The sequence below is a fragment of the Kitasatospora sp. NPDC051914 genome, from assembly GCF_040680995.1.
GTDB lineage: Bacteria > Actinomycetota > Actinomycetes > Streptomycetales > Streptomycetaceae > Kitasatospora.
Genome location: NZ_JBFAXX010000080.1, coordinates 12,340 through 30,673, shown reverse-complemented (window position 1 = coordinate 30,673; position 18,334 = coordinate 12,340). Strand labels below are relative to the sequence as shown.

Sequence of the window (18,334 nt, the reverse complement as noted above, 5' to 3'; positions counted from 1 at the left end):
ACCGTCACCAACCCGGCCTGGGCCGCCACCATCGGCGCCGGCCAGTCGGTGACCGCCGGGGCCAACTTCTCGTACAGCGGCACCAATGCGGCGCCCACCTCGTTCGCGCTGAACGGCCTCGCCTGCACCGGCAGCGGCCCCACCGCCCCGCCGTCCCCCACCCCCAGCCCCTCGGTCTCCGCCTCGGCCTCGGCCTCGCCGAGCAGCTCGGCCTCCCCCAGCACCTCCCCCAGCGCCTCCGCCTCGCCGACCGGCAGCAGCGGCGCCCCGGCCCTCCACGTGTCGGGCACCTCCCTGGTGAACGAGGCCGGCACGCCGGTCACCCTGCACGGCGTCAACCGCTCGGGCACCGAGTTCATGTGCGTCCAGGGCTACGGCTTCTTCGACGGCCCGGTGGACGCCGCCGCCATCGCAGCGATCAAGAGCTGGCACGCCAACGCCGTCCGCATCCCGCTCAACGAGGACTGCTGGATCGGCACCGGCAACGTCAAGCCCGAGTACGCCGGCGCCAACTACCGTGCCGCGATCAAGGGTTGGGTCGAATCACTGCTGAACGCCGGTCTCACCCCGATCGTCGAGATGCACTGGAGCCGCGGCCAGTACACCGGCTACTCCTCCGGCTGCTCGGACGTCAACGCCACCTGCCAGAAGCCGATGCCCGGCGCCAACGCGGTGCCGTTCTGGAGCTCGGTGGCGGACACCTTCAAGGGCACCGACCAGGTCGTCTTCGACCTGTTCAACGAGCCTTACCCAGACCGCTCCGAGTCCTCCACCACCCAGGGCTGGCTGTGCTGGCGGGACGGCGGCAGCGCCTGCCCCGGCATCCCGTACGAGGTCAGCGGCTTCCAGAAGCTGGTGGACACCGTCCGGGCGACCGGTGCGAAGAACGTCATCCTGCTCGGCGGCGTGGCCTACTCCAACGACCTCGGCCAGTGGCTGACGTACAGGCCCACCGACCCGACCGGCAACCTCGCCGCGGCCTGGCACGTGTACAACTTCAACACCTGCTCCAGCAGCACCTGCTGGGCCTCCACCCTGGAGCAGGTGGCCGCCAAGGTCCCGCTGGTCGCCGGTGAGATCGGCGAGAACACCTGCAGCCACGACTTCGTCGACCAGGTGATGGCCTGGTTCGACGCCCGGAAGCTCGGCTACCTGGGCTGGACCTGGAACACCTGGGACTGCGGCTCGGGCCCGTCGCTGATCAGCAACTACGACGGCACCCCGACCGACTTCGGCATCGGCCTGCGGGACCACTTCCGCGCGATCGGCTGATGCCGCGGGGGCGCGTGGGGGGCACCTCCCGCGCGCTCCTGAGTGGTCGCCCGGCAACCCTTGGAATCGCCCCTTCAGATTCCGTAGAGCCGGCGGGCGTTGCCGTGGCCGAGGGCTGCGCCGATCTGCAGTGCGTCCTCTGCGGTGCAGTCCCCGGCTGCTCGCCAGTCGTCCAGCACCGTGCCGAGTGCGCGCTGGAACTGTGCAGTGCCCACCGGGTACAGCTCGGGCAGCCCGTAGGCGTCGGTGGAGAACAACACCTTGCCGAACGGCGCCAGTTCGAGCACCTCGCCGAGCACCGCGGCGGCCCGCGGCCCGGTGTGGGAGAGGGTCAGCCCGACGTCCGCGTACACATGGGGGAAGGCCTGGGCCAGCCAGGCGGCCTGCCGGTGGTAGGGGTAGCCGTGCAGCAGCACCAGCGGCACGCCGTCCGGCTCCACCGCCCGGACGAAGTCCACCAGCAGTGCCGGGTCGGCCCGGTGCAGCCGCAGGTCCGGGTCGCCGAAGCCGGTGTGCAGCTGGATCGGCAGCCCGAGCCCGACCGCCGACCAGAGCAGGTGCCGCAGCAGCACCGGGTCGGTGATCCGCCCGTCCGTCCGGGCGCCGGCGGCGCGCACCACCTCGGAGCGGTCGGGCGGGCCGCCGGGGATGTCGAGCCCCGCGCGGTAGGCGAGCACCGACTTCACCGCGACCGCCCCGGCGCAGGCCTCGGCCAGGGCCTCGGCGACCGCTTCCGGCCACGTCGGCGCGGGCGCCCGGACGGCGGCGGCCACCGATTCCAGCCGGACGACCTCGTGCAGCCGGGCGCCGGCCAGGGCGGCCAGTTCGGCCGGCGGCAGCAGCGGCCGGCCGCGGGCCTCGGTCAGCCCGGTGTCCACCAGCAGGTCGGTGAGGCCGGCCGCGGCGAGCATCCGGGCGGTGGCCGCGTCGGCACCGACGGCCCGGCGGGCCTCCAGGTACGCATCGGCCCCGGCGAGCGCGGCGAGCCCCAGCAGCGGTGGGCACCAGCGGCGGACGGCGAGCCCGATCGCGCTGTCGAAGGGCGAGGTGCCGGCGGCGGGCGGCCGGTCGGACTCGGTGATCAGCGCGGCGAAGGCCGCCTCGTCCAGTTCCTCGGCGACGACGCTGTGGCAGTGGTGGTCGACCAGCACCGGTCAGTACCTCCACCGGGTCGCCGCCACGGTCTCCTCCGGGCTGCGTTCGCGGAACAGGGCGGCCTCGGCGCCGCGGACGTCGAGCACCGCGCGGTAGAGCTCCTCCCCCATCGCCGCCCGCAGCGGCGCGCAGGCCCGGAAGGCGGCCAGTGCGGCGGTCTGGCCGTGCGGCAGCCGTTCGACGCCGTGGCTGCGGGCCGGGTCGTCCGGCACCTCGGGCGGCAGCCGGAGGCCGGCGTCGATCCCGGCGAGCCCCGCGGCGAGCACCCCGCCGACCGCGAGGTAGGGGTTGGCGGCCGCGTCGAAGCACTTCACCTCGGCGTTGGCCTGATCCGGCGCGGAGCCGGTGATCAGCCGCAGGGCGGCCTCCCGGTTCTCGAGGCCCCAGCAGCGGTAGGGCCCGGCCCAGCGGCCGGGGACGAGGCGCAGCGGGGAGGACGGTGCGGGTGCGCCGAGCACCAGCAGTGCGGGCAGTTCCTCCAGGACGCCGGCGAGGAAGGCTTCCGCCTGCTCGGTGAGGCCGTGCGGGCCGGGGCCGCCGGCGTGCAGGTTGTGCCCGTCCTGCCAGAGGCTGAGGTGCAGGTGGCAGCCGTTGCCGACGCCGTCGGGCGCCACCACCGGGGCGAAGGAGACGCGCAGTCCGTGGCGTGCGGAGACGGCCCGGACGGTCTGCCGCACCAGGAGGGAGGTGTCGGCCGCGCGGACGGGCGAGTCCGCGGCGACGGAGACCTCGAACTGGCCGGGTGTGTACTCGGGGTGGATCTGCAGGACGGCGAGGTGCTGCTCGGTGAGGGCGCGCAGCACGTCGCGGAGGTAGTCGGAGCGGTCGATCAGCCGGTCCATGCCGTAGGCGGCGCCGTCCTCGGGCTCGCCGGGGCGGTCGACGACCCATTCGATCTCGAAGCCCGCGCGGGCGGCGAGCCCGCGGGCGGCGAGCACCTGCTCGGTGCGGCGGGCGAACCAGCGCTGGCAGCCGGGGTGGGGGGCGCCGTCCTGGGTCCGTCGGTCGACCGGGGCCCAGGCCCAGCCGGGCTGGGCGGCGAGCGGCACCAGGCCGTCGAGGTCGGGGACGAGCCGGAGGTCGCCGACCGGGCCGCCGCCGGGGGCCATCGAGTCGTCGACCAGGAAGGAGTCGAAGCAGGGCGAGGCGCCGATGCCGTGCCGGACGGCGTGCGGCAGCCGGGCCACGGGAACGGCCTTGGCCCGGGTGATGCCGGCGTTGTCGACCCAGCCGAGTGCGACGGCGTCCACACCGGCCGCGGCGAGTTCCGCGGCTGCCTCCTCGGCCCGTTCCGCCTGCCCGGCCCTGGTCTGCGCGCTGCCCATGGGCCCATGCTGCCGTCCCCGGCGCCCGGGGTGGGGGAACGCCCCGCGGTGGGAGCCGCCCGGGAGGGTGAAATCGGCCATCTGCGACTGGCGTGATGGGGGTCACATCGGAAGGGGAATTTCCGGGGACCGACTCCCCGTTTAACCCCGTGTCCGCACAAACGGGGAACGAGTCCCCGGAAGGGAAGGGAGTCCGATGACGACCGTCAGCACCAAGCCGGCCGGCCAGCGGCTCCGCGCGGACGCCAGCCGCAACCGCGCGCGGATCATCACCGCCGCCCGCGAGGCGATCGTGGAGCACGGCGCGGAGGCGCCGCTCGACGAGATCGCCCGCCGGGCCGGGGTCGGCAACGCCACGCTCTACCGCAACTTCTCCGACCGGCGCGAACTGCTCCACCACGTGACCCTCTCGGTGCTGACCAGGGTGCTGGAGCACGCGGAGGCCGGACTCGCGGAGCCGGACGCCTTCGAGGGCCTCACCCGGTTCACGCACGCCGCCGCGGACGAGCGCATCGGCGCGCTCTGCCCGATGGTCTCCGACCACATCGACCACGACGACCCCGAACTGGAAGGGGCGCGGCTGCGGCTGAAGGCCGCCGCGACCGAGCTGATCGCGCGCGCCCACGCGAGCGGGCAGCTGCGCGCCGACATCGGCGTCGGCGACTACTTCCTCGGCGTCACCCAGCTGACCCGCCCGCTCCCGGGCACCGGATGCATCGACCTCGACGCGTTCGTCCATCGCCACCTGCAGGTCTTCCTGGACGGCCTGCGAGCCCCGGCGACCTCCGTACTTCCCGGCCGCGCCGCGTCCTTCGAGGACCTCAAGCGCGCCGACTGACCGACCCGACCGCACGCAACGCACGTTAGTGGGTACCCCCATGTCCGAAACCGGCCTCCAGGCCGATCCGCGCCGATGGAAGGCACTCGCCTTCATCGGCCTGGCCCAGCTGATGGTCGTCCTCGACGCGACCGTCGTGAACATCGCGCTGCCGTCCGCGCAGCACGACCTCGGCATCTCCGACGGCAACCGCCAGTGGGTGATCACCGCCTACGCGCTGGCCTTCGGCGGCCTGCTCCTGTTCGGCGGCCGGATCGCCGACCTGTGGGGCCGCAAGCGGACCTTCACCATCGGCCTCACCGGCTTCGCCCTGGCCTCGGCGCTCGGCGGCGCGGCCGTCAACACCCCGATGCTGCTCGGCGCCCGCGCCCTCCAGGGCGTCTTCGGCGCCCTGCTCGCCCCGGCCGCCCTGTCGCTGCTCGCGGTGATGTTCACCGAGGCGAAGGAGCGCGCCAAGGCGTTCGGCATCTACGGCGCCATCGCCGGCGGTGGCGGTGCCATCGGCCTGATCCTCGGCGGCCTGCTCACCGAGTACCTGAACTGGCGCTGGACCTTCTACGTCAACATCCCGTTCGCGGTCGTCGCGATCCTCGGCGCCGTGCTGGTGATCCGCGAGCCGGTCGGCAGCCGCAACCGCAACAAGCTGGACATCCCCGGCGTGCTGCTGGTCACCTCCGGCCTGGTCGCCCTGGTGTACGCGTTCACCCGCGCCGAGTCGGACGGCTGGAGCTCCGGCATCACCGTCGGCCTGTTCGTCGCCGCCGCCGTGCTGCTCGCCGCGTTCGCCGTGGTGGAGAGCAAGGTCTCCGCGCCGCTGCTGCCGCTGCGCGTGGTCACCGAGCGCAACCGCGGCGGTGTCTACCTGTCGCTCGGCCTCGCCGTGATCGGCATGTTCGGCCTGTTCCTCTTCCTCACCTACTACCTGCAGGTGGTGCTCGGCTACAGCCCGGTCACCAGCGGCCTGGCCTTCCTGCCGATGGTGGCGGGCATGATCACCGGCTCCACCCAGATCGGTGCCCGGCTGATGACCCGCGTCCCGCCGCGCTACCTGATGGTGCCCGGCTTCCTGGTCGCCTCGCTGGGCATGCTGATCCTCACCCAGATCGACGTGAACAGCTCCTACCCGGCGCTGATCCTGCCCGGCCTGATCCTGATGGGCCTCGGCATGGGCACCGCGTTCATGCCGGCGATGAGCCTGGCCACGCACGGCGTCGAGCCGCGCGACGCCGGTGTCGCCTCGGCCATGGTCAACACCTCCCAGCAGGTCGGCGGCGCCATCGGCACCGCGCTGCTGAACACCATCGCGGCCAGCGCCACCACCGCGTACCTGACCTCGCACGCCAAGGACGGCGCGCCGCAGCAGCTGCTCCAGCTGCAGGGCATGGTGCACGGCTTCTCGACCGCGATCTGGTGGTCGTTCGGCATCCTGGTGCTGGCCGCCGCAATCGCCGCGGTCCTGATCAACACCGGTCGCCCCGAGATGCACGCGACCGCCGAGGGCGCGGCCAAGGAGGACGCCGTCCCCGTGATGGCGCACTGACCTCCCCCACCGCCGCAGCGGCCCGCCGGGTTCTCCCGGCGGGCCGCTGCGCGTTTCCGCCCCGGCCGGCCCGGCCGGGGACGTGCCGCGCGGCACTCTTCCTACTGGACGGTAACTCCGCTACAGTGACCCGCACGTACCAGCGCCGGGCCTCGGGAGCCGCACCGGCGTGGTCGGCGCCGCGGCATCACGCGGCTGCCCCGGTGCGTGGTCTCCGGCCCCAGCGGCCGTCTCTTCTCCCTGCATCGGTTCAGCGCCGCCTGTCCCTTTCGTCAGCGCGCCTGAGCACTTCGGCACACCCGCGGCACGACCGGAGCGGACCGGTCCGTGCTCCGCGGGGCCGTCCCCGCCTTCCCGCACTCCCGTGCCGCCGCACCCTCCTCCAGCGCACCCTGCCGCCGCTCGCCGCCGAGCGCCCGGCTGCGCCGGAGCGCGGCACGGGCCCATGACAAGGAGTCAGGACAATGGAGCGTCCCTTCCCCACTGTCGCCGTGGTCGGCCTCGGCACCATGGGTGCCGGCGTCGCCGTCGCCGTCGCGAAGAGCGGCCGCCGGGTGCTCGGTATCGAGGCCGACGCCGACGCGGCGGGCCGGGCGCTGGCCCGGATCGAGGAGACCACCGCCAACGCGGTCCGGCGCGAGCGGATGACCGCCGAGGAGCGCACCGCGCTGCTCGCCCTGATCTCGGTCGGCGACCGGCTCGACGCCGCGGCCGGCGCCGACCTGGTGATCGAGGAGGTGCCCGAGCAGCTGGAGCTGAAGCGGGAGGTCTTCGCCGAGCTGGACCGCATCTGCCCGCCGGAGACGGTGCTGGCGACCGGTACCACCGCCCTGTCGGTGACCCGGATCGCCGCCGCCACCGCCCGCCCGGAGCGCGTGCTCGGCCTGCACTTCTTCAACCCGGTGCACACCATGAAGCTGGTCGAGGTCGTCCGCACGGTGCTGACCTCCCCGCAGGCCGCCGAGGACGCCGCCGCCTTCGCCCGCGACCTGGGCAAGGAGCCGGTCGCGGCCGGCGACCGGGCCGGCTTCATCGTCAACGGCCTGCTCTTCGCCTACCTCAACCAGGCCGCCGCGATGTTCGAGTCGCGGTACGCCACCCGCGAGGACATCGACGCCGCGATGCGGCTCGGCTGCGGCCTGCCGATGGGCCCGCTCGCCCTGCTCGACCTGATCGGCGTCGACACCGCCCGCACCGTGCTGGAGGCGATGTACGAGCAGTCCAAGGACCGCCTGCACGCCCCGGCACCGATCCTCGGCCAGCTGACGGCGGCGGGCCTGCTCGGCCGCAAGTCCGGCCGCGGCTTCTACAGCTACGAGGCGCCCGGGTCCTCCCGGGTGGTCGCCGAGGCCTCGGCCGCGGCCGGCACCCGGGTCGCGGGCCGGACCGTCGCGAGCATCGGCGTCTGCGGCTCGGGCACCATGGCGACCGGCATCGTCGAGGTGTTCGCCAAGGCCGGCCTGCCGGTGCTGCTGGCGGCCCGCAGCCAGGAGAAGGCGGACCGCGCCAAGGCGCAGCTGGAGAAGTCGCTGGAGCGTTCGGTCTCCCGGGGCCGGCTCAGCGCGGAGCAGCGGGACGCCGTGCTGGCGCTGGTCACCCCGACCGGCAGCTACGCGGACCTGGCCGGCGTCGACCTGGTGGTCGAGGCGGTCGCCGAGGACCTGGAGATCAAGCGCGAGCTGTTCGCCACCCTCGACAAGATCGTGAAGCCGGGCGCGGTGCTCGCGACCACCACCTCCAGCCTGCCGGTGATCAGCTGCGCGACCGCGACCTCGCGGCCGCAGGACGTGATCGGCATGCACTTCTTCAATCCGGCGCCGGCCATGAAGCTGGTCGAGGTGGTCTCCACCGTGCTCACCGCGCCGGACGTCACCTCCACCGTGCTGGAGCTGTGCGCGAAGGTGAAGAAGCACGCGGTGGAGTGCGGCGACCGGGCCGGCTTCATCGTCAACGCCCTGCTCTTCCCGTACCTGAACGACGCGGTGCGGATGCTGCAGGAGCACTACGCGACGGTGGACGACATCGACACCGCGATGAAGCTCGGCTGCGGCTACCCGATGGGGCCGTTCGAGCTGCTGGACGTGGTCGGCCTGGACGTCTCGCTGACCATCGAGCAGGTGCTGCACCAGGAGTTCCGCGAGCCCGGCCTGGCGGCCGCGCCGCTGCTGGAGCACCTGGTCGCGGCGGGCTGCCTGGGCCGCAAGACCGGCCGCGGCTTCCGCGACCACGCGCGGCGCTGACGCACCGGGGCCGTCCCCCGCCGGCCCGCCGCGGCCCGCGGGGGGGCGGCCCTCCCCGCACATCACGGACACGATCGGCCGCCGAGCTGCAAGGAGTCGCAGATGAACACCGAGCCCGGAGGCAGACTGCCTCGGAGCAACGTCGCACCGGCCGGCCGGCCGGCGTGGAACCAGAGCGCGGTGCCGCCCCGCTGGCCCCGGCCCGCGGCCGTGCCGCCGGTGGCGCCCGTCCGCAGGGCGCGGCCGGCCGGAGCGGCGCCCGGGACGTGTAGCGTTCCGGGCATGGATCGGGAACAGTCAACCGCGCAGCCCCAGCCGCCCCGCGAGCCGGTGGACGGCGCCCGCCCCGCCGAGCCCGGCCCGGGCGGCAGGCGTGCCGCGGCGCAGCGCCGGCAGATGCGCCAGGAGCTGGCGGCGGCGGCCATGGACCTGTTCGCCAACCAGGGGTACGAGGAGACGACGGTCGATCAGATCGCCGCCGAGGCGGGCGTGGCGCGGCGGACGTTCTTCCGCTACTTCCGCTCCAAGGAAGAGGCGATCTTCCCGGACCACGACGACACCCTCGTCCGGGTGGCCGACCTGCTGGCCAGCGCCGAGCCGGACGAGCACCCGCTGGACGTGGTCTGCCGCGGCATCAAGGAGGTGCTGCGGATGTACGCCTCCACGCCGGGCGTCTCGGTGGCGCGCTACCAGCTGATCCGCCAGGTGCCGGCGCTGCGGGAGCGCGAGATCGCGGTGGTGGCCCGGTACGAGCGGCTGTTCACCCGCTACCTGCTGGGGCGCTTCGACGCGGCCGAGCAGATCCCGCCGGGCTGGCAGCGCGGCGGGGACGACGACTCGATGCTGGCCGAGGTGTCGGCGGCGGCCGTGGTCGCGGCCCACAACCACGTGCTGCGGCGCTGGCTGCGGGCGGGCGGGCACGGCGACGTGGAGGCACAGCTGGACCACTCCTTCGAGGTCATCAGGGGCACCTTCTGGGCGACCGCTCCGACCGGGGTGCGACGCCGTGGCACTCTTGTGGCACCGGGTGCCACAGGTGACACCGGTTCAGCCCTGGAGGCCGCCGCGGTGAGCGCCCTCAGTGCCAGCCCCGGAGGTGAGGTCCTCATCACAGTGGCCCGCACCGACGCCCCGCTGGACCTCGTCCTGGACTCGATCAAGTCCGCCCTGGGTGACGCCAGAACGGCCTGATTACAGGCTTTTTCGCAGGTGGAAGCGGTTTTCGAGGCCCGTCCCGGCCATCCGGGGCGGGCCTCTTCGCGTGGTGCGTCCGGCCGGCCCGGACAGCGATCCACATCACTCGAACTGATGACACCCGGTGTCTTTACGAGTGGCACAGGGTGCCATTACCTTGTTACCCACCAGTCGCGGCGCCGCGGCTCCCCACCTCGGCGCGCCGTGTCCGGCGTCCCCACACCTCGGGGGCAAGCACGACTTCGGCGACACCACATCCGTCGCAGACCGTCGACCCAATCCCACCCAGACCCTCAGCGAAGCCGGTGTCCGCTCCCGGCTCCCCCAGACGCCCTGTGCCCTCACACAGGTACGCCTTCGGAGGCAGCCATGAACGAAATCCTCGACGCGATCCTCAGCTCCGACAGCACCTCGGCGGACTTCGCCGCGATCAAGCTGCCGGAGTCCTACCGGGCGGTGACGCTCCACAAGGACGAGGAGCAGATGTTCGCCGGCCTCGCCAGCCGCGACAAGGACCCCCGCAAGTCCCTCCACCTGGACGAGGTCCCCCTCCCCGAGCTCGGCCCGGGCGAGGCCCTGGTCGCCGTCATGGCGAGCTCCGTCAACTACAACACCGTGTGGAGCTCGATCTTCGAGCCGGTCTCCACCTTCGGCTTCCTGGAGCGCTACGGCCGCCTGTCGCCGCTGACCAAGCGCCACGACCTGCCGTACCACGTCCTCGGCTCCGACCTCGCGGGCGTCGTCCTGCGCACCGGCGCCGGCGTCAACGCCTGGAAGCCCGGTGACGAGGTCGTCGCGCACTGCCTCTCGGTCGAGCTGGAGTCCCCGGACGGCCACAACGACACGATGATGGACCCGGAGCAGCGCATCTGGGGCTTCGAGACCAACTTCGGCGGCCTCGCCGAGATCGCCCTGGTGAAGACCAACCAGCTGCTGCCCAAGCCGAAGCACCTCACCTGGGAGGAGGCCGCCTCCCCGGGCCTGGTCAACTCCACCGCCTACCGCCAGCTGGTCTCCCGCAACGGCGCCGGCATGAAGCAGGGCGACAACGTGCTGATCTGGGGCGCCAGCGGCGGCCTCGGCTCCTACGCCACCCAGTACGCGCTGGCCGGCGGCGCCACCCCGATCTGCGTGGTCTCCAACGACGCCAAGGCCGAGATCTGCCGCGCCATGGGCGCCGAGGCGATCATCGACCGCTCCGCCGAGGGCTACAAGTTCTGGAAGGACGAGAACACCCAGGACCCGCGCGAGTGGAAGCGCCTGGGCAGCAAGATCCGCGAGTTCACCGGCGGCGAGGACGTGGACATCGTCTTCGAGCACCCGGGCCGCGAGACCTTCGGCGCCTCGGTCTACGTCACCCGCAAGGGCGGCACCATCGTCACCTGCGCCTCCACCTCCGGCTACATGCACCAGTACGACAACCGCTACCTGTGGATGTCGCTGAAGCGCATCGTCGGCTCGCACTTCGCCAACTACCGCGAGGCGTTCGAGGCCAACCGCCTGGTCGCCAAGGGCAAGATCCACCCGACCCTCTCCAAGGTCTACTCCCTGGAGGAGACCGGCCAGGCCGCCCTCGACGTGCACCACAACAAGCACCAGGGCAAGGTCGGCGTGCTCTGCCTGGCCCCCGAGGAGGGCATGGGCGTCCGCGACCACGAGCTGCGTGCCAAGCACCTGCCGGCGATCAACCGCTTCCGGGACATCTGATGGCAGACCGTGAAGGTGTCCAGCGCGACCGTCCGTGGCTGATGCGGACCTACGCCGGCCACTCCACCGCGAGCGACTCCAACGCGCTCTACCGGCGGAACCTGGCGAAGGGTCAGACGGGCCTGTCCGTCGCCTTCGACCTGCCCACGCAGACCGGCTACGACTCGGACCACGTCCTCGCCCGCGGCGAGGTCGGCCGGGTCGGCGTGCCGGTGGGCCACGTCGGCGACATGCGCACCCTGTTCGACGGCATCCCGCTCGAGCAGACCAACACCTCCATGACGATCAACGCCACCGCGATGTGGCTGCTGGCGCTCTACCAGGTGGTCGCCGAGGAGCAGGGCGCGGACATCGCCAAGCTCACCGGCACCACCCAGAACGACATCGTCAAGGAGTACCTGTCCCGCGGGACGCACGTCTTCCCGCCCGGGCCGTCCGTCCGGCTGATCACCGACATGATCGCCTACACGGTCGCGAACATCCCCAAGTGGAACCCGATCAACATCTGCAGCTACCACCTGCAGGAGGCCGGGGCCACCCCGGTCCAGGAGATCGCGTACTCCATGTGCACCGCGATCGCCGTCCTCGACGCCGTCCGCGACTCCGGCCAGGTGCCGGCCGAGCGGATGGGCGAGGTCGTCGGCCGGATCTCCTTCTTCGTGAACGCGGGCGTCCGCTTCGTCGAGGAGATGTGCAAGATGCGGGCCTTCTCCCGGCTCTGGGAGAAGGTCACCCGCGAGCGCTACGGCATCGAGGACGCCAAGCAGCGCCGGTTCCGCTACGGCGTGCAGGTCAACTCGCTCGGCCTCACCGAGGCCCAGCCGGAGAACAACGTCCAGCGCATCGTGCTGGAGATGCTCGCGGTCACCCTCTCCAAGGACGCCCGCGCCCGCGCCGTCCAGCTGCCCGCGTGGAACGAGGCCCTGGGCCTCCCCCGCCCGTGGGACCAGCAGTGGTCGCTGCGCATCCAGCAGGTGCTCGCCTACGAGTCCGACCTCCTGGAGTACGGCGACATCTTCAACGGCTCCACCGTGATCGAGGCCAAGACCGACGAACTGCTCGCCGGCGCCGAGGCCGAGATCGCCAAGGTGCTGGAGATGGGCGGCGTCATCCCGGCCGTCGAGTCCGGCTACCTCAAGTCCAACCTGGTCGCCTCGCACGCGGCCCGCCGCGCCCGGATCGAGGCCGGCGAGGACAAGATCGTCGGAGTGAACTGCTTCGACACCACGGAGGAGAGCCCGCTCACCGCGGACCTCGACACCGCGATCATGGTGGTGGACCCGGCCTCCGAGCGCTCCGTGCTCGCCGGCCTGGAGAAGTGGCACGCCGAGCGCGACGAGGCGGCCGCCCAGGCCGCCCTGGAGCGGCTCAAGGCCACCGCGGTGACCACCGACAACCTGATGCCGGCCACCCTCGCCTGCGCCCGCGCCGGCGTGACCACCGGCGAGTGGGCCTTCGCCCTGCGCGAGGTCTTCGGCGAGTACCGCGCCCCCACCGGCGTGGGCGGCGCCCCGGTCGCGGTGGCGGCCGAGCCCGGCGGCGAGCTCGCCGCCGTCCGCGAGGCGGTCGCCGCAACGGCCGCCGAGCTCGGCACCGGCAAGCTCCGCCTGCTGGTCGGCAAGCCCGGTCTGGACGGGCACTCCAACGGCGCCGAGCAGATCGCCGTCCGGGCCCGCGACGCCGGCTTCGAGGTGGTCTACCAGGGCATCCGGCTCACGCCGGAGCAGATCGTCTCCGCCGCCGTCGCGGAGGACGTGCACTGCGTGGGCCTGTCCATCCTCTCGGGTGCGCACCCCGAGCTGGTGCCCGACGTCCTGCAGCGGCTGAGGCGCGCGGGGGTGGAGGATGTGCCCGTGATCGTCGGTGGCATCATCCCCGCTGCGGATGCCGAGGCCCTCAAGGCCGCCGGTGTCGCCGCGGTCTTCACCCCGAAGGACTTCGGCATCACCACCATCATCGGCCGGATCGTGGACGAGATCCGGCTGGCCAACAGGCTCCAGCCGTGGGCCGCGGCGCCGCACACGACCGCGACCAGCTGACCCGGGAAGGAATCACCACCCTCATGACCACCGTCAACCGCCTCCGGCCGCGCCGCTCCTGCCTGGCCGTGCCCGGCAGCAACCCGCGCTTCCTGGAGAAGGCCCAGGGCCTTCCCGCCGACCAGGTCTTCCTCGACCTGGAGGACGCCTGCGCCCCGCTGGTCAAGGAGAGCGCCCGGCACAACATCGTCGACGCCCTCAACAACGGCGACTGGGGCAACAAGACCAAGGTCGTCCGGGTCAACGACTGGACCACCCACTGGACGTACCGCGACGTCATCACCGTCGTCGAGGGCGCCGGCCCCAACCTCGACTGCATCATGCTGCCGAAGGTCCAGGACGCGGAGCAGGTCAAGGCGCTCGACCTGCTGCTCACCCAGATCGAGAAGACCATGGGCTTCGAGGTCGGCAAGATCGGCATCGAGGCGCAGATCGAGAACGCCAAGGGCCTGATCAACGTCGACTCGATCGCGACCGCCTCGCCCCGGCTGGAGACCATCATCTTCGGCCCGGCCGACTTCATGGCCTCCATCAACATGAAGTCGCTGGTCGTCGGCGAGCAGCCGCCCGGCTACGACGCGGACGCCTACCACTACATCCTGATGCGCATCCTGATGGCCGCCCGTGCCAACGACCTGCAGGCCATCGACGGCCCCTACCTGCAGATCCGCAACGCCGACGGCTACAAGGCGGTCGCCCGCCGCGCCGCCGCCCTCGGCTTCGACGGCAAGTGGGTGCTCCACCCGGACCAGGTCGCCGCCGCGAACGAGATCTTCTCGCCCTCGCAGGAGGACTACGACCACGCCGAGCTGATCCTCGACGCCTACGACTGGTGCACCTCGGAGGCCGGCGGTGCCAAGGGCTCCGCGATGCTCGGCGACGAGATGATCGACGAGGCCAGCCGCAAGATGGCCCTGGTCATCGCCGGCAAGGGCCGCGCCGCCGGCATGGAGCGCACCTCGAAGTTCGAGCCCCCGCAGGCCTGATCTTTTTCAGGCTCGGCTCGCTTCAGGCCCGGCTCGCTCGCATCTCACACCCAAGGACACCCCCATGCAGTTCGGACGCACCTACGAAGAGTTCGAGGTCGGCGCGGTCTACAAGCACTGGCCCGGGAAGACGGTCACCGAGTACGACGACCACCTCTTCTGCCTGCTCACCATGAACCACCACCCGCTCCACATGGACACCAACTATGCGGAGAAGACGACGGACTTCGGCAAGAACGTCGTCGTGGGCAACTACATCTACTCCCTGCTGCTCGGCATGTCCGTCCCGGACGTCTCCGGCAAGGCGATCGCCAACCTGGAGATCGAGTCGCTGCGCCACGTCGCCCCGACCTTCCACGGCGACACCATCTACGGCGAGACGACCGTCCTCGACAAGTGGCCGTCCAAGTCCAAGGACGACCGCGGCATCGTCTACGTCGAGACCAAGGGCTACAAGCAGGACGGCACGGTCGTCTGCATCTTCCGCCGCAAGGTGATGGTGCCGACCGAGACGTACACCAAGGAGCGCGGCGGCGAGCAGCCCGGCCGCCCGACTCCTGCTTCCTGAGACCCCGGACGGGTAGGCCGCCGTCATCGGCCTCACCCCACCCGGCACGGGGGCCCTGCTGCCGCAGCCACGCCGGCAGGGCCCCCGACAACGACTTCCGCGCTTTGCCCCGACCTCCCCCCACCCTCACGCCTTCAGATAGGGAGCCGCACGATGGGACGCCTCGCACAGACCGACGGCCTCACCGAGATCCAGCGGGACATCCTCGCCACCGTGCGGGACTTCGTCGACAAGGAGATCATTCCGGTCGCGACCGAGCTGGAGCACAAGGACGAGTACCCGACCGCGATCGTCGAGGGGATGAAGCAGCTCGGCCTGTTCGGCCTGACCATCCCCGAGGAGTTCGGCGGCCTGGGCGAGTCCCTGCTGACCTACGCGCTGGTGGTCGAGGAGATCGCCCGCGGCTGGATGTCCGTCTCCGGCATCGTCAACACGCACTTCATCGTCGCGCACATGATCAACGCGCACGGCACCCAGGAGCAGAAGGACTACTTCCTTCCGAAGATGGCGGCCGGCGAGATCCGCGGCGCCTTCTCGATGTCCGAGCCGGGCCTCGGCTCCGACGTCGCGGCGATCTCCACCAAGGGCGTCAAGGACGGCGAGTTCTACGTCCTCAACGGCCAGAAGATGTGGCTGACCAACGGCGGCACCTCCACCCTGGTCGCGGTCCTCTGCAAGACCGACGAGGGCGGCAACACCCCGTACAAGAACATGACCACCTTCCTGATCGAGAAGGAGGCCGGCTTCGGCCCGAACCCGAAGGTTCCCGGCCTGACCGTCCCCGGCAAGATCGAGAAGATGGGCTACAAGGGCGTCGACACCACCGAGCTGGTGCTGCAGGACGTCCGGATCCCGGCCGACCGCATCCTCGGCGGCGTCCCGGGCAAGGGCTTCTACCAGATGATGGACGGCGTCGAGGTCGGCCGCGTCAACGTCGCCGCCCGCGGCTGCGGTGTCGCCCGCCGCGCCTTCGAGCTGGGCATCTCCTACGCCCAGCAGCGCACCACCTTCGGCAAGAAGATCGCCGAGCACCAGGCGATCCAGTTCAAGCTCGCCGAGATGGCCACCAAGGTCGAGGCCGCGCACCAGATGATGGTGATGGCCGCCCGCAAGAAGGACAGCGGCGAGCGCAACGACCTCGAGGCCGGCATGGCGAAGTACCTCGCCTCCGAGTACTGCAAGGAGGTCGTGGAGGACGCCTTCCGCATCCACGGCGGCTACGGCTTCTCCAAGGAGTACGAGATCGAGCGCCTCTACCGCGAGGCCCCGATGCTGCTCATCGGTGAAGGTACTGCGGAGATCCAGAAGATGATCGTCGGTCGCCGCCTGCTCGAGGAGTACCGCCTGGCCGACTGAGCCGGCCGGTCCCCGACTTTCCGCATGGTCGGGCGCGGGCGTGCGGGCCCGTTCCCGGCCCCCTGCCGCACCGGTACGGCCTGGTCAGCCGAGGGGGGCGGTACGGCAGGTCCGGAGGCGGCCGTAGGGTGCATACCAGCAGGTACGCGCCCTGCGGCCGCCTCTGTCCACCCGGGGCGTACGGCCGGCGCGCCGGGCGCCGACGCCCCGTCAGGAACTCCGGGGCCCGGATGAGACGTGGGTCACGCGCTGCGCCCGGACCCTTTGGGAAACACCCCGCCTCGGCTACGGTCGTACACATAGCAGGCGTGGCTTGGCACCATGCCCGGCATATCCATGAACAGGCGGCTTGCCCACCTACCGCCTGGTCCCGATAGCATCCACCGGGACAGCGTCCCCATGTACCCGATCCCCGCGGTGGCCCCCGTCCAGCGGCCATGATCCCCCGCGACTAAGGTCTTCGATGCCCATCAGCCCGTCCCCTCACACCTCCGTCCAGGACGGCGACCTGTTCGCCGCGCCGACGGCAGGTCGCCGCCCGCGCGTGACCATCGCACGCGGCGCAACCCCCTGGTTCGCCCCGACCCTGGCCACCGCCGCCGTCACGACCGCCCTCACCCGGCGCAACGGCAAGTGGGCCCTGGCGGCTGTCCCGGCCTGCGCCCTCGGTGCGGGCATGCTGTGGTTCTTCCGCGACCCGGAGCGTGAGATCGGCACCGGCAGAGTGATCTCCCCCGCGGACGGCGTGGTGCAGTCGATCGACGCCTGGCCGGACGGCCGGACCCGGGTGGCCATCTTCATGAGCCCGCTCAACGTGCACGTCAACCGGGCGCCCCTGCCCGGCACCGTGACGTCCGTGGAGCACGTCGCCGGCGGCTTCGTCCCGGCGTTCAACAAGGACAGCGACCAGAACGAGCGGGTCGTCTGGCACTTCGACACCGAGCTCGGCGACATCGAGATGGTGCAGATCGCGGGGGCCGTGGCCCGCCGCATCGTGCCGTACGTGAGCGCCGGCACCAAGGTCGAGCAGGGCGACCGGATCGGTCTGATCCGTTTCGGCTCCCGCGTCGACACGTACCTGCCGGCCGGCGTCGAGGTGGGCGTCGAGGTCGGCCAGAAGACCACCGCCGGGGTGACGCGCCTTGACCGTGACTGATCCTGAGACTCTCGTCGGCCTCGGAGACGAGGAGGAGACGGAGCTGCGGCGCCGCCGCTGGGCGCGCGACCGCGAGCTGCGGGCGCCCCGTTCGCCGCAGCACCTGTCCACCGCCGACTTCCTGACCCTGGGGAACGCCGTCTGCGGCTTCCTGGCGATCTACTCGATCACCACCGGGGTCCTGATGCCGCACCTCACCGGTGAGACCTCCGCGCCGAACCGCAACAGCGCCGCCACCGCGGTCACGCTGCTGCTGATCGGCTCGATGTGCGACCTGTTCGACGGCCTGGTGGCCCGCAAGCTGCGCTCCTCGGCGCTGGGCGCGGAGCTGGACAACCTGGCCGACCTGATCAGCTTCGGCATCGCCCCGGCCTACTTCGTGGCGGTCTGGGGCATCGTGTCGCCGGACAGCAACCAGCAGCTCTCGGCGTTCATCGCGCTGACCGTCCTGCTGGCGGTGGTGCTGCGGCTCGCCCGGTTCTCGGCCGTCAAGATGCGGCCGGGGATCTTCCAGGGCATGCCGTGCCCGATGGGTGCGATGACGGTGATCGCCATCGTGCTCCTCGACCCGCCGTTCGTCCCGGGTCTGCTGATGATCTTCGGCGTGGCCTACCTGATGGTCAGCCGGATCGAGTACCCGAAGCCGCAGGGCCTGCTCGCCACCGCGACGCTCTGCTGGATCGTCGTCTCGATCGGCTGCCTGGCGGCCTGGGCGGCCGGTCTGCCCGGCGGCGACACGCTGATGCACATCGGCGCCACCGCCCAGATCGCGCTCGCCGCGATGGCGCCGATGCTGGTGATCCGCCGCAAGGTCGGCCAGAAGGTCGGCGACGTCCGCGCCCGCCGCGCGGAGTCCCGCGGCTGCTGAACCACACGGAAGGGGCCCGTATCCGACTCGGATACGGGCCCCTTCCGCATGTCCTGCATGCCTGCAGGGACCCACCGGGGGCTCCCGCTC

14 protein-coding genes are annotated in these 18,334 nt (G+C 71.8%); 12 read left to right on the top strand and 2 right to left on the bottom strand.

Annotated features, from left to right (window positions below):
• A partial coding sequence (locus AB0M03_RS34860; protein ID WP_363499437.1) for a cellulase family glycosylhydrolase occupies positions 1–1,272 on the top strand: 1,272 nt, incomplete at its 5' end.
• Between the two features lie 74 nt (positions 1,273–1,346).
• On the opposite strand, the gene AB0M03_RS34855 is transcribed toward AB0M03_RS34860, so the two are convergent.
• Together AB0M03_RS34855 and AB0M03_RS34850 are read right to left on the bottom strand one after the other, a co-directional pair.
• Positions 1,347–2,423 carry an amidohydrolase family protein gene (locus AB0M03_RS34855; protein ID WP_363499436.1) on the bottom strand — a complete coding sequence of 359 codons (1,077 nt, stop codon included), beginning with the start codon at positions 2,421–2,423 and terminating at the stop codon, positions 1,347–1,349.
• Positions 2,424–2,426: 3 nt separating this feature from the next.
• Complete coding sequence (locus AB0M03_RS34850) at positions 2,427–3,752, bottom strand: glutamine synthetase family protein (protein WP_363499435.1); 1,326 nt, start codon at positions 3,750–3,752, stop codon at positions 2,427–2,429.
• 196 nt (positions 3,753–3,948) lie between these two features.
• Here AB0M03_RS34850 and AB0M03_RS34845 point away from each other — a divergent pair, with 196 nt between their 5' ends.
• The 11 genes from AB0M03_RS34845 to AB0M03_RS34795 all read left to right on the top strand — a co-directional run bounded on the left by AB0M03_RS34845 (position 3,949) and on the right by AB0M03_RS34795 (position 18,244).
• A complete protein-coding gene (locus AB0M03_RS34845; RefSeq protein WP_363499433.1) occupies positions 3,949–4,590 on the top strand; it encodes a TetR/AcrR family transcriptional regulator in 642 nt (213 codons plus the stop codon).
• A 40-nt stretch (positions 4,591–4,630) separates the two neighbouring features.
• Complete coding sequence (locus AB0M03_RS34840; protein ID WP_363499431.1) at positions 4,631–6,130, top strand: MFS transporter; 1,500 nt, start codon at positions 4,631–4,633, stop codon at positions 6,128–6,130.
• A 464-nt stretch (positions 6,131–6,594) separates the two neighbouring features.
• The gene (locus AB0M03_RS34835; RefSeq protein WP_363499429.1) at positions 6,595–8,370 is read left to right on the top strand and encodes a 3-hydroxybutyryl-CoA dehydrogenase; all 1,776 of its coding nucleotides are present in this window, start codon (positions 6,595–6,597) and stop codon (positions 8,368–8,370) included.
• Between the two features lie 282 nt (positions 8,371–8,652).
• A complete protein-coding gene (locus AB0M03_RS34830) occupies positions 8,653–9,561 on the top strand; it encodes a TetR family transcriptional regulator (RefSeq protein WP_363499427.1) in 909 nt (302 codons plus the stop codon).
• 372 nt (positions 9,562–9,933) lie between these two features.
• Entirely contained in the window at positions 9,934–11,271 is a 1,338-nt protein-coding gene (gene ccrA, locus AB0M03_RS34825) for a crotonyl-CoA carboxylase/reductase (protein WP_363499425.1), read from the top strand.
• Positions 11,271–13,310, top strand: coding sequence for a protein meaA (locus tag AB0M03_RS34820; RefSeq protein ID WP_363499423.1), 2,040 nt, complete (start codon positions 11,271–11,273; stop codon positions 13,308–13,310). The genes ccrA and AB0M03_RS34820 overlap by 1 nt, the downstream gene beginning before the upstream one ends.
• Before the next feature lie 11 nt (positions 13,311–13,321).
• The gene (locus AB0M03_RS34815; RefSeq protein WP_263107913.1) at positions 13,322–14,296 is read left to right on the top strand and encodes a CoA ester lyase; all 975 of its coding nucleotides are present in this window, start codon (positions 13,322–13,324) and stop codon (positions 14,294–14,296) included.
• 64 nt (positions 14,297–14,360) lie between these two features.
• The gene (locus AB0M03_RS34810) at positions 14,361–14,864 is read left to right on the top strand and encodes a MaoC family dehydratase (protein WP_363499421.1); all 504 of its coding nucleotides are present in this window, start codon (positions 14,361–14,363) and stop codon (positions 14,862–14,864) included.
• A gap of 153 nt (positions 14,865–15,017) precedes the next feature.
• On the top strand, positions 15,018–16,220 hold the full coding sequence (locus AB0M03_RS34805) for an acyl-CoA dehydrogenase family protein (protein WP_363499419.1): 1,203 nt from the start codon (positions 15,018–15,020) through the stop codon (positions 16,218–16,220).
• A 508-nt stretch (positions 16,221–16,728) separates the two neighbouring features.
• Positions 16,729–17,376 (top strand): phosphatidylserine decarboxylase, encoded by a 648-nt coding sequence (locus AB0M03_RS34800; RefSeq protein WP_363499444.1) that lies wholly within the window; start codon positions 16,729–16,731, stop codon positions 17,374–17,376.
• Positions 17,377–17,419: 43 nt separating this feature from the next.
• Positions 17,420–18,244, top strand: a complete 825-nt coding sequence (locus tag AB0M03_RS34795) for a CDP-alcohol phosphatidyltransferase family protein (protein ID WP_363499443.1) — start codon at positions 17,420–17,422, stop codon at positions 18,242–18,244.
• Positions 18,245–18,334 lie beyond the last annotated feature (90 nt).